Consider the following 15461-nt stretch of genomic DNA (forward strand, 5'->3'; position numbering starts at 1 on the left):
TTTAAAGAATGAAAGTAAGATACCGAAAAATGTCGCTGGAAGGGAGGGATACGATGCAATTGGATAAGTTGCGCAAAAAAGAAGTGGACAATCTATTCACTGCGATTTTAAGCATGGAGACCTTAGAGGAATGCTATCAGTTCTTCGATGATCTCTGTACCGTAGGCGAAATCAAATCCCTAGCCCAGCGTTTGGAAGTCGCTCGTATGTTGCGTGCTGGATCTACCTACAATCAAATTGAGGCAGATACTGGCGCGAGCACCGCAACGATCTCTCGAGTGAAGCGATGCTTTCAATATGGTACCGAAGGTTACTTAATGGCATTGGAACGCTTGGAAGCGGATAAGGAAGCAGAGTAATGTGGGCCAACCGAAAATAAAACCCTCATCTACCCGATTGTTGGTCGGCTGGGTGAGGGTTTTATTTTATAAATATAAAAACCTAAAAATTAAGAAAGATACCATATGAAATGGTTCCTTTGCAGATCCTCTACGGATCTCTTCGCTTTCTCCACCTTCGCTAGTACGTTATAATGGGTCTGGTGCTTTTGAAGGGAGGACGCGCGATGATGTTACGTGAACGGATGAAACGATGGCGCCATGTCTTTAAGTTGGACCCCAATCGCTCGCTTTCCGACCTTGCTTTAGAAAAGATCCTCACCTCGGGTACTGATGCGGTAATCATAGGCGGAACGGATGGGATCACCTATCGAAACACACGGGAATTAATCGACCGCGTCCTCGATTATGCTGTGGATTGTGTGCAGGAGGTAACCAATCAGGAGGCTGTGATCCCAGGATTGGATGGTTACCTTCTACCTGTGGTGCTGAATACCAGGGATATTCAATGGATGATTGGCGCTCAACATCAAGCGGCGAAAAAGTTTGGTGATTGGATCCCCTGGGAGGATACCGCGGCTCTTGGATATGTGGTACTGAATGCTAGATCTAGAGTAGGGAGGCTAACGGATAGCCAAGCAGACCTTACGACTAGGGATGTCGCAGCGTATGCTCAGTTGGCTGAGCATCTGTATGGATTGCCCGCTTTATATTTGGAGTACAGTGGGACTTTTGGAGATCCCAAGATGGTAGAAGCGGTAAGAGAGTCGGTGAGTGATATCCAGCTCATATACGGTGGAGGTATTAGCCGAGGGGATGAGGCGAAGGAGATGGCCCGCTGGGCGGATACCACCGTTGTGGGGAATCTGGTCTATCGGAATGTAGATGCGGCGCTTGGGACAGTTAGTGCGATAAAAGAGGAGATCGAGGAACAAGTGCGTTAGGTTACGAGTGTTGACTATTCTTAAAGAGAAAACGACTACATACCTAACGTTAGGCGATTATATATAGTTTTTGACTTGGATTAGGGAAGGTGTGTTGACTGTTGGCACAGGCTTGGGGAAAAGAGTCGATGTTGGATGGATTAAATCCAGACCAACGACGAGCAGTGGAAACGACAGAGGGACCGCTTTTAATTGTAGCCGGAGCGGGAAGTGGAAAGACACGGGTGCTGACCAATCGTGTAGCATGGTTGTTATCAGAAAAACAGATTCATCCATGGAACATTCTTGCGATTACCTTTACGAATAAAGCGGCTCGTGAGATGAAGGAGCGTATTCACCACTTGGTAGGTGGAGTAGCAGAGGATATTTGGATCTCTACCTTCCACTCGATGTGTGTACGAATTTTGCGCCGGGATATTGATCGGATTGGTTTTAATCGCAACTTTACTATATTAGATACCTCGGATCAGTTGACGGTAATCAAGCAGGTACTCAAGGAGAAGAATCTTGACCCAAAGAAATTCTCTCCGCGTAGTTTCTTGCATCAGATTTCCAATGCGAAAAACCAGCTATGGGGCCCTGAGGAACTAAAAAAGCATGCTAGTAACTACAATCAAGAGCTGGCGGCGGATGTCTATGAGGCCTATCAGCAAAAGCTCCGCATGAACCAATCCCTCGACTTCGATGACTTGCTCCTGGAGACGGTGCGCCTATTTCAACAGGTGCCTGAGGTATTGGATTTTTACCAAAAGAAATTTCAATATATCCATGTGGATGAGTATCAGGATACCAACCATGTACAGTATGTGTTGGTAAAGATGATGGCGAAAAAGCATCGCAACCTGTGTGTTGTAGGGGATTCGGACCAATCCATTTACCGCTTTCGGGGGGCGGATATTACCAATATCCTTTCCTTTGAAAGGGACTGGCCCGAGGCTACAACGGTCAAACTGGAACAGAACTATCGCTCCACCCAGGCGATCCTCAACGCTGCTAATGGGGTAATTAGCAACAATGTTGGCCGCAAAGCGAAAGACCTCTGGACGGAAAACCCTACCGGAGAGCCGCTGTCTCTCTTTGAAGCCGGAAATGAACATGACGAAGCCTACTTTGTTGCCGATACGATTGTGAAACAGCGGCAAGAAGGTAAACCTTATAGTAACTTTGCTGTCCTCTATCGGACAAATGCCCAGTCACGGGTGGTTGAAGAAGTATTTCTCAAGTCCAATATCCCTTACAAAATGGTAGGCGGGATGAAGTTCTATGAACGAAAAGAGATTAAAGATCTCCTCGCCTACCTCCGCCTTGTGGTAAATCCGGACGATGACCTCTCCCTTACCCGGGTGATCAATGTGCCCAAACGGGGGGTGGGACAAGCTACCCTGGATAAAATTGCGGCTTATGCTGAGAGTCACCAATTATCCTTGGCTCGTGCCTTGCTTGAAGTGGAGAATATCGGGCTTGCCCAACGATTTATTAATCCACTCACTTCCTTTATCTCACTGATCCGTGAGATGTCGGCAATGATGGAGTACCTTACGGCGAGCGAATTAACCGAGGAAGTGCTGAACCGTTCCGGTTATCGAGAGGAACTCCGTAAGGAAGAAACCGTAGAGGCCGCGACCAGACTAGAAAATATCGAGGAATTCCTCTCCGTTACCCATGAGTTTGAAGAGAAAAATGAAGATAAAACCCTTGTTGCTTTCTTGACTGACCTGGCGCTGGTCTCGGATGTCGACTCCCTTGGTGAAGGGGATGAAAAGGAAGCCGAAGGTGGAGTCACCATGATGACCCTTCACTCGGCTAAGGGCTTAGAATTCCCTCAGGTGTTCCTGGTGGGGATGGAAGAAGGGATTTTCCCCCATAGTCGAACCTTGGATGATGCGGATGAACTTGAGGAAGAGCGGCGACTCGCCTATGTAGGAATTACGCGGGCAGAGGAGAAGTTATATCTTTCTAGGGCGCGTTCACGGATGCTCTTTGGTAGGCAAAGTGCGAATCCCCCCTCCCTTTTCTTAAAAGAGATTCCTGATCATCTCTTAGAGTCGGTCGGGAAATCCTCTGCGGTATTAAAGAAACCTGTCCTAAGGCAAGGAACGGCCCGACCTGCGACCAATAGTGACCTGGACTGGAGCGTAGGGGATAAAGTTCAACACGGAAAATGGGGAGTCGGTACGGTAGTCAAAGTACAAGGAAGTGGTGAGAATACAGAGCTGACCATCGCCTTCCCTGCACCGATAGGAGTGAAAAGACTACTTGCTAAGTTTGCGCCTATCAGCCGGGCTTGACCCGTTGATTAAAGGAGAGAAATCATGGATCGGCAACAAGCTGAAGAGCGGCTTGCCCAGCTAAAGGATGAGCTGAACGAACATAATCATCGCTATCATGTAATGGATGCGCCAACGGTGAGCGATGCGGAGTATGATCGTTTGATGCGGGAGTTAAAGGAATTAGAAGCTCAGTTTCCAGACATGGTGACGCCGGACTCACCTTCTCAGCGAGTTGGAGGTGTACCTCTTCCCTTTTTTGAAAAAGTAGAGCATTCATCGCTGATGCTTTCCCTTGGTAATGCTTTTTCCTTTGAAAATCTTCAGGATTTTGATCAACGGATCAGAAAAGCGTCAGGAAGAGAGTCCATCGATTATGTCTGTGAGCTAAAAATTGATGGATTAGCCATCTCGGTCCGCTATGAGGATGGCCTCATGGTACGAGGCGCAACGCGGGGCGATGGACAGACAGGGGAGAACATTACCTCCAATTTAAAAACCATTCGTTCACTGCCGCTACGTCTCACTGAGCCGATCACCCTAGAAGTACGCGGAGAGGCTTTTCTACCGAAGCGAGAGTTTGAGCGAATTAATGAAGGGAAGGCCGAAAAGGGTGAGGCTTTATTTGCCAACCCTCGTAATGCGGCGGCAGGTTCTTTACGGCAACTCGATCCGCGATTGGCAGCAGAAAGAGCCCTGGACCTTTTCTTATATGGGATTGGAGAGATCGAGGGCAGGGAAATCCCAGAAACACACACGAAATCCCTTGAAATGCTTACCCGCCTGGGTTTAAAAGTGAATCCAGATCGGGTGACAGTAAAAGGGATCGATGATGTGATGGATTATGTGGACTACTGGCGTGAGCATCGCCTTGACCTTGGTTATGAGATTGATGGGATCGTCATCAAGGTAGACGACCTCGCTTTACGGGAGCAACTGGGCACCACGGCAAAAAGCCCACGCTGGGCTATCGCATATAAGTTCCCGGCGGAAGAGGGAGTCACGATTCTGCGGGATATTGCGATCAATGTAGGACGTACTGGAGCGATCACCCCGACAGCTATCCTAGACCCTGTGACATTGGCTGGGACCACTGTTCAGCGAGCCAGTCTTCATAATGAGGACTTCATCCGGGAAAAGGGGATCAAACTGGGGGATTCTGTTATTGTGCGGAAGGCCGGAGACATCATCCCCGAGGTAGTCGAAGTACTCGAGCAGCAACGGACAGGGGACGAGCGTGAGTATGAGATGCCCACAGAGTGTCCCGAGTGTGACAGTGAGCTTGTCCGATTAGCTGAGGAAGTCGCCTTACGATGCATCAACCCACAATGCCCAGCGCAAACACGGGAAGGAATCATTCACTTCGTTTCCCGTGGAGCGATGAATATTGAGGGGCTCGGAGAAAAAGTAGTCTCTCAACTCTTCCGCGAAGGACTTGTACGAGGGCCTGCGGATTTGTATGACTTAACGGAGGAACATCTCCTTCCTCTAGAGCGGATGGGTAAAAAATCGGTGGAGAACCTCTTAGCTGCCATCGAAGCAAGTAAAGAGAACTCCATCGAGAGAGTACTCTTTGGGTTAGGAATCCGTTTTGTAGGTTCAAAGGGGGCGCTTGTACTCGCTCGCCACTTTGGCGATCTGTACAAGATCATGGAGGCAGATCAAGCTACATTAGAGGAAGTGAACGAGGTAGGTCCGAAGATGGCAGAGAGTGTCGTGACTACCTTCGATAACCCCGAAGTGAAGGAGACCATCCGCCGTCTGGAAGAGGCTGGACTCAATCTAACCTATAAAGGGCCGGTGGCGAAGCCAGTGGAGGAGATGGATACTCCTTTCGCTGGGAAGACCGTAGTACTTACGGGTACCTTGGAAGCCATGTCCCGTAAAGATGCAGGTGCACAGGTAGAAGATTTAGGTGGGAAAGTGACAGGAAGTGTCAGTGCCAACACGGATATGCTCATCGCAGGAGAAAAAGCAGGCTCCAAGTTGAAAAAGGCTCAGGAGTTAGGCGTGCGAGTAGTCGAGGAAGCAGAGTTTTTAACGATGTTAGAAGGTTAGGATCTTAGAATAAGGAAGACGTGAGAAGCCCCTTTATGGGGCTTTTATGATTTGCACTTCTTCTGCCGCCGACTGCAGAGAAGCCTTTCGACTCTATATTTTATGATACGTTTTGCTTACTTTTTGATGGGTTCCGTCCCCAAATCGTCCCCTTGTGGAAAATCAATCCTTTTTAGAGCTTCTCGTTTACTCAGTGGCGCTAATGTATGGGATTCAACAAATTCAACAATGGCTTTTGAGTTGATTTTTGAGTATTCTCTTAAAGCCCATCCAATTGCTTTTTGAATAAAGAATTCCTTTGAATCTTTACAAGCTAGAATTGCTTGATAGAGTAATCTCAAATCAGTTTTTTCTTTGTATTTTAATTGAAATAGTATGACGGTTCTTTGGAGCCAGATGTTCTGAGAGCCAAGCCATTTTTCAGTATACATAGGGATGAGATCAGGGTGTTTTTGAAATAAAAATCCTACTAGGTCACTTGCAATATGATCCACTGTATCCCACCAAGACTTAGTGATAATCAAGGTTTCTAAAAGGGAGACCGTAGAAGGTTCAAATTTTCTTCGGTATTTTCTTAGTAGCTCCAAAGCGTTGTACTGAAACTCTCTCTCTGGTTGAGCCCATAGTTCTAAACAAATTTTCTCGTATTCATGAAAAGTGGGCTTGCCATGAACACGTAAAAACTCTTGAAGTAATTTTTTTCGTTCTGGAGATCTAATGCCTAAAAACTCGAAATGGTCTTTCATATACTTCTTCATAGGTAGTGATACCTCAGTATTACCATGTTCATGAAAAAAGGAAACGAGTTGTTGGGTGTAGTCTCTCATACAGATATCCTTTCTTAAGTGGGTTTGAGCTGCTGATCTCTACACTGTTTGTCTTTTCTGTCTCTTAACCATCAGAAAGTCCTAAGTTCTGGAGTAGGATTCTACCCATTCAAATCGGATTCCTCCTGAAAACAAAAAAGCACCCAGTAGTCAACTGAATGCTCTTTCCCCGTGTTTCGCCTAGGGGGTTAAATTCTCAAGAGTGTTTTGGGTTGCCGGGGTAGGTAGTTTTACACGAAGATTGATCGATGGAACGATTTCATGATACTGCTGGGTTGCCTCAACTAAGTAATGGATCGCTTTTTCCCTATTCCCATTTTCCAGATGGAAGTTTCCGAGAGTGTGACAAGCATGGGCTAATTGCTCTGTCGCCTTTACTGTGCGAAAGAGTTGGATAGCTTCCTCATATTGTTGTAGGAACTCAGGAACCTGTCCAGCGTGATAATGGATTTGACCGGAGTAAATCATACATTCGGCAAGGCGTTTCTTACGGGATTGTAGATTGCGAATCCCTTGATCTACATGGAGACGTGCCATTTCCATGTTGCCGCTATGAAGGTAGGTTTGACACAGAGCTTGGTGAATACGACCAATTTCCCAGTCTTTCACTTGGTATGGTTCTATCATTTCGAGTGAGCGCTGAAAATAGTAGATCGCTTGGTTTGTTTCTTCAAGGCGCATGTAACAACAGCCCATCTCATGGTAGGTATAGGAGAAGAGAAGTTCTGACATGGAGAATTGCTCCGCCAAGCGCAATACACGCTCAAAGCATTTGATTGCCTCATTAAAATCGCCTGATCTGCTGTGACATGTTCCCAAAACATTAAGTTGGTGACACATTTCCAACCATCTATCATTCTTCACCATGAGTTCTATCGATCGTTCTGCATATAGAATGCAGAAGGGATAGTTCGATAAATGCTGATAGACCTTGCTCATCTCTCCATATAAATAGGCTTTTTCCACTTCATTGGTCACATTTTGAATATGTGTCTCGGCTTCTTTGTAACAAGCGAGTGCTTCAGGATAACGATCTCTAAAAAGGTGTGTATTCCCTTTGAGTCGAATGTATCGAACAAGGAGATTTGGATCAATTTCAGATAGTTCCCAGCGGCTTTCAAACTCCTTCATTTTTTTGCAAAACTGTTGGTCATTCATTTGGTGAATGTAGCAATTGATTTCCAGTAGATCGATCTGGATCAACAGGTTTGTATCGTTGACTTGTTGTGCCAGATCTTTAAGCGCATCCAATTCTTTCAAGGCATGATCCGCGCCTTGGGCTAGCAATGAACGGTGAATCCGGTTAAGAAGATACTCTGCTTCACGGACAGTTTCCCTGTCAGTCACCCCTAAGAGGTGTTGAACAGTAGATTGAAGTCGTTTTGCCAAAGGTTGTATAATGTCCGGGCGGGGATGAGCCTTTTCATTTTCGATCAGGCTAAGGTAAGGAACGGATATGATCCCTTCAGCCAACTCGGATTGTGTCATACCCAGTCCTTTGCGTTGGCGCCTAATGTTAGCTCCTAAACCGATAAGAGATCCCCCCAGTGAATCTATCACGAGAGAAAATAAGTGATAGACCGATTTTGATAAATTTACGAATAATTATGACAAACGCTCTACACATCTTTCAAAAAAGATGCACCTCCTCATTATGTTACTGGTTGCAAACTATCTGTCAATAAGAGAATCGGAGTAGATTTTAAAACTTTTGCTTAGTCACCCGGAAAAAGGGCCGTTACATGGGGTTTAATATGTCGAATCTTGTCGAATTTTTAAAAACACGAAGCCTCTTTTCTGATGTATTATAAAGCTGTACGTAGGAACCACCCTCTGAGGTAAGGGCCTCACAACAGTGTTGCGACACTAGGTTACTTCTTCAGAATCATCGTTTGCGAACGTGACTGACAAGAAGAAATCTCCTCTTGAACAGTTTTAACGGTCTTGGTCTTATAATAAAGGACATCGAACCCTCGGAAGGGAGATGTCCTTCTTTTCTGTGTAGACAGTAATAAATTCCTAACTTAGAGCGTCTTTTATGGAAAGGGCTCTGTTTTCTGTATATAATGAGGAAGGATATTTTGGAATCGGAGGCGACTATGAACATACGAACCGGTCGTTGGAGACTCTTGATAGTAACCCTCCTGCTGGTTTTTAGCTCAGGATGTAGCTTATTCGCGGCAATCGACTCGGGTGCAAAGAAGAATCTCAGTAAATATGACGCATTGGCACAAGAAATGAATGATCGCATGAATTTAGAGGATCTGCGGTTAGAACCTTATGCGGTGGAGGTTGGCGGAAAAGTAAGTACTCCTCAATATCGTAAATTCGCAGTAAACTCCAGCTTAATAGTAAAGGGAACTGCTACAAAACATGCGGGCTTTCGCTCGGATGTAGCTTGGATCGAGGTAGAGAAAAAAGGGAAGCAAGGTGCTGTGGATGGACGGCAATTTTCCTATTACACACCCCTTAAGAAAGGGCGTTTTACCCAGAAGATTCAATTGTTTGCTGGTAAGGGAAGCTATCAGGTAACGGTGCGTTTGCCAGCAAAAGAGAAGAAAGATCGCTTTTACGACCTCGCCCAATTTGAAGTGATCAATGTAAATTCTGAACGGAAGCGGGATTTAGCCTATACTCGGATTGGGAAGAAGGTTGGTATAACGATTGAAAAGCCGCTCTCAGGGTTAGTTAAAGCAGATGAAAAGTTTAAGTTAATGGGACATCTACCCCAGTCGAGTGGCAATCGAGTCATGGTTCGGATAGAAAAGGACGGCAATCGTTGGGAGCACCTGATTCCACTGAGAGATGGAAAGTTTAATAACCAGATCCCTCTTTTTTATGGTAGAGGGGTTCATAAACTGACGGTACTAACTCAAGATAAGGTGAAGTCAACGTACTATAACGAAGCCGTCAATATACTGGTGAACAACCAAGCGAAGGGTTCCCAAAAGCCAATCCAATATTTTAAACATTATGATGAACGTGGTGTGAAACTGGATACTCCTTTAGTTAGTGGAGAATCCGGGAAAATGAAGTATCGAATTAAGGGACAAATCGATCCCAGTGCTCCTTATGCGAAGGAGACTAAGCATTTGATCGTACAGACGAAGAAGGATGGTCAAGAGGCGACCTATTTTGTCCCAGTAATAAACGGGCGTTTCGACGATACATTCTGGCTCCGCTTTGGCCAAGGAGACTATGAAGTGACGGTCAATGTACCTGAGATCACAAGGGTGCAGCGGGATTACTTTCGTTTCTTTGGAGTGGCGCGTTTTCATGTCACCAATACAGAAAAGCGGGACTTGCGTAATTTACTACCCTCCAGGGGTATTCAATCCGATAGTGGAACGATTCGTTCTTTAGCGGAGGAGCTCACCCGGAATAAACAAGGGAATCGAGCCAAAGCATTGGCTATTTATAAATATGTCTCCCAAAATATCCGTTATGATGTTTCTAAGTTTAAGACAGATGCTTTTGAATACGATGATAGTGCCCTAAAAACCTTGAAAGAAAAGGAAGGGGTCTGTCAAGATTACTCCTTCCTAGCCATCGCTCTCCTTCGTTCCATTGATATAGAATCACGGTTTGTCCAGGGAATGGCTGAGGGGAATAGGCACGCCTGGGTAGAAGTGAAGGTAAATGGCCGCTGGATGACCATGGATCCTACGTGGGGAGCAGGATATATTAATGGTTCAGATCAGTTTGTAAAACGGTATACCACGAAGTATTTTGATCCTAACCTTAGGGATTTTGCTTCAACCCATACACGTAAAGGTGTCATGTACTAAAAACATAATGAGGATATACATCAGAGAACGATGGTTTTATCATTGCCCGTAATGTGCGGGCCTTTTTTTTGTCGAGGGAAGTCATGATATACTGATGTGCGGATGAAGTGGGTAAGGAACGAGGAGGCAAGGTGGATAGTGGGGAATGGACATATTGCTTTTCGACATCAAGTGATTAAAGAAGAAGATGGGAGGAAGGTCCGTCAGATATTGAGTAACCGGTTTCGATTTTCTCGGCGGATGTTTCGCCGTCTTCGTAATGAGAATGGGATGGTCAAAGTCAATGGGGAGAATGTATTTCTTACCTCCCGAATCATGGCTGGAGATGTGATTGAAGTGGCGATGCCAACGGATGAAGGTGAAGGTGAAGGAACGCCACCCCAACCAATTCCACTGGATGTAAAGTACGAAGATGATGATTTAATTATCTTGAATAAACCACCAGGGATCGTAGTTCATCCAACTAGGAGACACCCCGAGGGGACATTGGCAAATGGACTTGCTTATCATTGGCAGGAGCGAGGAGAATTTCATCTCATCCGTCCAGTGACTCGACTAGATCGAGATACATCAGGGTTAATTCTCTTTGCTAAGCATGCCTATGGTCATGCTTTCCTTGCGAAACAGATGGAGAAGCGTCGTTACCAACGAGAATATCTAGCCTTTGTTCATGGGAGGGTAGAACAAGAGAAAGGGATTTTGGATGGTCCGATTCGTCGCGTAGAAGAGGGGTCGATCATACGAAAGGTGTCTTTCGATGGTGTACGAGCGGTAACCCATTTTATCCGGGTACGGCAATGGAAGAATGCCAGCCTCCTTCGCCTCTCCTTAGAAACTGGTCGGACCCATCAGATTCGAGTCCATCTTTCTCATATGGGGCATCCCATTATCGGTGATGAAATGTATGGTGGCTCAGGAGAGGAATTGGGAATGAATCGCCAAGCGCTACACGCTGGTTTCCTTTCTCTTATTCACCCACTAAGTGAGGAAAGGTTCTCCTTGGAATCATCCCTACCTGAAGATATGGCTACTTTACAAGAGAAATTAGATAAGGAATAAAAACGGACGAGCAGAGCACCTTTTTATTGGTGAACATCAAGGGGGGAGGGAATGGGATGACGGGGAGTGTAGCCTGGGTAACAGGTGGAGCAACGGGTCTTGGTGTGCAGGTAGCTAAGCACCTGGCTACAGCTGGATATCATATCGCTATTAACTATCGAACCAGTCAAAAACAAGCAGAAGAGCTTGTACAGGTGATTCAGGAAATGGGTCAGCAAGCTATAGCACTACAAGGAGATGTATCCAATCCGACGGCGGTAAAGCGGATGGTAAAGGAGATTCACCAGCGCTGGGGTCGGCTTGATGTGCTGGTATGTGCGGCGGGTCCATTTCTATTTCAACACATTTCCACTATCGAATTTACGGACGATCAGTGGCGGGAGATGGTCGATGGCAATCTATCTAGTGTATTTTACTGTGCACAAGCAGTCCTACCGATGATGAGAGAGCAAGGTTGGGGGCGGATTATCACCTTTGGTTTTCCAGAGGTAGAGACTGCACCTGCTTGGCCTGGGTTTTCTGCTTATGCCGCGGCGAAGGCCGGGGTCGTATCGCTAACCCGAAGCTTGGCCCAGGAGGAAGCCTCCCATGGAGTCACCGTCAATATGGTATACCCAGGGGATATACGGCACCCCTTTAAGGAAGCGATGATAAACGAAGCTCGTGGAAAAAAAGATCCCCAAAATCCCATTGGCCGCTCGGGTACAGGGGAGGATCTTGCACGGGTGATTCAATTTCTAGTCCATCGGGATTCAGATTTTATCACCGGTGCGGTGGTGCCAGTTACAGGAGGATTCGACAATCGCAGAGGTCACTAAAAACACCGTCTTCACTAACTGGAAGACGGTGTTTTTACATTTGAAACTAAGTAACAAAAATTGTCGAATTTACGTTATAATATAAGGTGCCTATTAATTTGCTTGCGGATCTCCACCTTGGCGTCGGATCCATACACCGAGGATAAACCAGAATGTCGACAAGACCAATCCCAGGATAAAGCCAGTTGGACCATATATTTTCCACATTAGACAGGATGCGAGAATGCCGAGTACTCCAGTAAAATGGCAGGCGAATACAGCCGCTTTTTCGTTCATGACAATCACCTCGCCCCCCACTATACCATATCCAGAAGTGGGGGATAGGGAATCACAGTCAAAGGGTAATTAACTATGATTTCCAATTTTTGATATAGAGAGAATGGTTTAAGTATGCTATATTGCGTGGAAGAGTCGTGAGTGATGTTCATTTTATTCGTTTCGTGATAGCAAAAAAGCTTAGAAAAATTAGACAAGAGCTCTATTCCAAGATGAATATAGGAATCCCAGGGGGTTTTATACATGGAGAGTAACCGGATGGAACGAGGGTCGCTTCCTTCTCGTTCTCGTGGGAATGGGCGTTCTACCGCTCGCTCTGTCGGCTCACGTAGTGATGACCGAGGAGGATTTGGCGGGGGAAGATCAAGACGTTCAACATCTGGCGGCGGAAACGGCGGTAATCAGAAGCGGTTCCGCTTTTTCAATAAAAAATGGATTTTATTGGTGTTGTTAACCAGCCTCCTACTCGTAATAGGTGGATGTTCTGCGATATTTTTTACTGGTAAGACCTATTCGATCGATGAAGCGGTAGATGCAATGGCATCTTCCTCATCCATCTATGACAAAAATGGTAAACCGGTTATCCAATTGGGTGGTTCGAATCGGGAATATGTGAAACTGAAGGATATTAAGTCTCCCGAATTGGCAAAAGCCTTTGTTGCTGTGGAAGATGAGCGGTTTAGAGAGCACAATGGTGTGGATTTTCGCGGCTTAGGACGTGCGGTTGTACGAAATATCATATCCTTCGGTAAAGCAGAAGGGGCGAGTACGATTACCATGCAGGTAGCGCGTAATATCGTACTTAAAAATTCAGAGAAAACCTATTCACGTAAGCTCAGTGAGATGGCTGTCGCCATGACGTTGGAACGCAATGCCTCCAAGGATACGATCCTTGAAAAATACCTCAACTATATCGAATTAGGCAATGATGTCCGTGGGATCAAGATGGCTGCTAAGATTTATTTTGGTAAGGATATCACGAAACAGAAGCTGAAGCCCCAGGAAATTGCGTTGTTAGCAGGGCTACCAAAAGCGCCTTACGGCTATAATCCTTATGTTAATAAAGAGGAAGCCTTGAATCGACGTAACACGATCTTAAATAAGATGGCCGAAGATACGCCAGGCGGACAAATCATTACTGAAGCCGAAGCTGAAAAAGCGAAGAAGACAGGCTTAGGCGTTAATAAGAAGTACCTCAAAAAATATCTCAAACGTGGGCAATATGCGGCCTATCGTGATTATGTGCTGAGTGAAATCAAAGAACGTTATTTCGCAAATGATCCTGATAAACTGAAAGATCTCGTTGATGGTGGATACAAGATTAAAACATCATTGAATCCTAAAGTTCAACTAGCTGCTGAGAGGGCTCTAAAAAATGATAGTCACTTCAGGAACAAAGCGGGTCAGGTAGATAAAAATCTAGATTCGGGTCTCACCCTGATGAATCGGGGAAATGGAAGAGTAGTGGCGGTTGGCGGGGGACGTAACTATATTACTGGGAACTTGTCCCGTGCTACTCAGAAGATCCAACCGGGTTCCGCAATCAAACCGATTACAGTCTTTGCTCCAGCAGTGAAAGATCATAACTTCAATGAATATTCGACAGTGAAAGACGAAAAGATCTCCATTGGTAACTGGACACCAAAAAACCAGACGAGGAGATATTATGGTCAGGTTCCGATGCAAGAGATGGTCTCCAAGTCTCTCAATGCATCAACGATTTGGCTGTTAAATAATTATGTGAAAAGGAGTGCTGCTGCTAGCTATGCAGAAAAAGCCGGAATCGAACTCGATCCGAAGGATAAGGGAAGTTATGCAGCCCTTGGCTTGGGTGGTTTCACTCAGGGGACGAGTACGGTGAAGATGGCCCAGGCATACTCGGCTTTGGCTAACAATGGGAGCAACACGGAAGCGCATGCTGTGCTTAAGCTTATCGACCGAAATGGGGAAGAAGTCAAACCGGACAAGCCAATCGTCGAGGATAAACAAGTCTATGATCCGAAGACGGCTTATTATATGACACGCATGCTGAGAAAAGCTGTACAGACCGGTACAGGTGTTAATGCACAGTTGGCTGATGGGCGACCCGTTGCAGGGAAGACAGGTACGACCCAAAATAGTAAGGAATCATGGTTTGTTGGCTATACTACCGATTATGTTGCTGCGGTAAACGTCTTTAAGGATAATGATACACCCACGGATCTTAGTGGTGGTGGTTTTGCAGCTCCGATTTGGAAAGATGTAATGACCGTTGCAGAGGCAGGAAAACCGATTAGAGATTTCAAACGACCACCAGGGGTTAAGGAGCCGTCACCTCCATTTGAACTGAAGCAGGTGAGTGATCTCTCCGGTTCCTTTGATGCCAATGCCAAAGCGATCAATTTGAAATGGACGGACTATGATCAAGAGGGCCGTGTCAAATATCGTATTGAGCGGTCGGAAGATGGTAGTAGCTGGAGCCCGGTCGGAGAGAGTCAAGATGGCGGCTACAGTGATAGTAGTATCGAAGTACCCGAGGAGAAAAGTGGATGGGATAAATTCTGGGGCGGTGATGACCCTGCGGAGAAGGAGTATTACTACCGGGTTATTGCTATTGATACCAAGGACCAATCTGAGGCCGATCCATCCTCACCACTGAAGATCACTGCAAAGTCAGGGGAGGATGGAGAGAAACCTCCGCCAGAAGATGAACAACCCCAAGGAGGAGATCAACAAGGGAACCCACAAGCTGGAGATCAACAGGGGAACCCACAAGGTGGAGCTCAACAGGGAGGCTCACAGGGAGGTCAAGGCGATGATACGACTCCCCCTCCTGGTGGAGATACTCAACCCCAGGATCCAACGGGGGGTACTCCTCCTCCTGGGCAACAACAAGGAACTCAGGGTAATCCAAATCGGCCTAGATAGCTAATCGCGTACAAGAAGGCTGACATTGGTTTAAATACTGGAATAAAGGAGGATTTGTGCCCGATATGAGGGCATAAATCCTCTTTTTTGTGTATCAAAAAGGGACTACTTGGATTTTATAGAGAATTGAAGTAGGATAAGATTAATTGAATTGAATGACAAATCTTGCTTCAAGATCA

At 46.0% G+C, this 15461-nt stretch carries 11 protein-coding genes; 8 read left to right on the forward strand and 3 right to left on the reverse strand.

Going from position 1 to position 15461, the window contains the following annotated elements; genetic code table 11:
- Window positions 1-53: 53 nt before the first annotated feature.
- From BLV90_RS10505 to ligA, 4 genes are all read left to right on the forward strand, one after another.
- On the forward strand, window positions 54-359 hold the full coding sequence (locus BLV90_RS10505) for a YerC/YecD family TrpR-related protein (protein ID WP_091740434.1): 306 nt from the start codon (window positions 54-56) through the stop codon (window positions 357-359).
- A gap of 206 nt (window positions 360-565) precedes the next feature.
- On the forward strand, window positions 566-1282 hold the full coding sequence (gene pcrB / locus BLV90_RS10510; RefSeq protein ID WP_245726324.1) for a heptaprenylglyceryl phosphate synthase: 717 nt from the start codon (window positions 566-568) through the stop codon (window positions 1280-1282).
- Between the two features lie 128 nt (window positions 1283-1410).
- Window positions 1411-3570 carry a DNA helicase PcrA gene (gene pcrA, locus BLV90_RS10515; protein ID WP_091740659.1) on the forward strand — a complete coding sequence of 720 codons (2160 nt, stop codon included), beginning with the start codon at window positions 1411-1413 and terminating at the stop codon, window positions 3568-3570.
- 24 nt (window positions 3571-3594) lie between these two features.
- A complete protein-coding gene (gene ligA / locus BLV90_RS10520) occupies window positions 3595-5607 on the forward strand; it encodes an NAD-dependent DNA ligase LigA (RefSeq protein WP_091740437.1) in 2013 nt (670 codons plus the stop codon).
- 116 nt (window positions 5608-5723) lie between these two features.
- Here the strand turns inward: ligA and BLV90_RS10525 are convergent, their stop codons facing one another.
- A complete protein-coding gene (locus tag BLV90_RS10525; RefSeq protein ID WP_091740440.1) occupies window positions 5724-6434 on the reverse strand; it encodes a DNA alkylation repair protein in 711 nt (236 codons plus the stop codon).
- Between the two features lie 180 nt (window positions 6435-6614).
- A complete protein-coding gene (locus BLV90_RS10530) occupies window positions 6615-7994 on the reverse strand; it encodes a transcriptional regulator (RefSeq protein ID WP_281242021.1) in 1380 nt (459 codons plus the stop codon).
- A 539-nt stretch (window positions 7995-8533) separates the two neighbouring features.
- Here BLV90_RS10530 and BLV90_RS10535 point away from each other — a divergent pair.
- The 3 genes from BLV90_RS10535 (at window position 8534) to BLV90_RS10545 (ending at window position 12099) form a co-directional block, all read left to right on the forward strand.
- Entirely contained in the window at window positions 8534-10222 is a 1689-nt protein-coding gene (locus BLV90_RS10535; RefSeq protein ID WP_177168008.1) for a transglutaminase-like domain-containing protein, read from the forward strand.
- Window positions 10223-10360: 138 nt separating this feature from the next.
- Window positions 10361-11281: an RluA family pseudouridine synthase gene (locus BLV90_RS10540; protein WP_177168009.1), complete on the forward strand. Its 921-nt coding sequence runs from the start codon at window positions 10361-10363 to the stop codon at window positions 11279-11281.
- A gap of 56 nt (window positions 11282-11337) precedes the next feature.
- The gene (locus BLV90_RS10545; RefSeq protein ID WP_091740452.1) at window positions 11338-12099 is read left to right on the forward strand and encodes an SDR family oxidoreductase; all 762 of its coding nucleotides are present in this window, start codon (window positions 11338-11340) and stop codon (window positions 12097-12099) included.
- Between the two features lie 93 nt (window positions 12100-12192).
- Here BLV90_RS10545 and BLV90_RS10550 read toward each other — a convergent pair whose 3' ends face one another.
- A complete protein-coding gene (locus tag BLV90_RS10550) occupies window positions 12193-12375 on the reverse strand; it encodes a hypothetical protein (RefSeq protein ID WP_091740454.1) in 183 nt (60 codons plus the stop codon).
- 243 nt (window positions 12376-12618) lie between these two features.
- Here BLV90_RS10550 and BLV90_RS10555 point away from each other — a divergent pair, with 243 nt between their 5' ends.
- Entirely contained in the window at window positions 12619-15282 is a 2664-nt protein-coding gene (locus BLV90_RS10555; RefSeq protein WP_091740457.1) for a transglycosylase domain-containing protein, read from the forward strand.
- Window positions 15283-15461: the final 179 nt, after the last annotated feature.

Source organism: Marininema mesophilum, from assembly GCF_900106775.1.
Lineage (GTDB): Bacteria > Bacillota > Bacilli > Thermoactinomycetales > DSM-45169 > Marininema > Marininema mesophilum.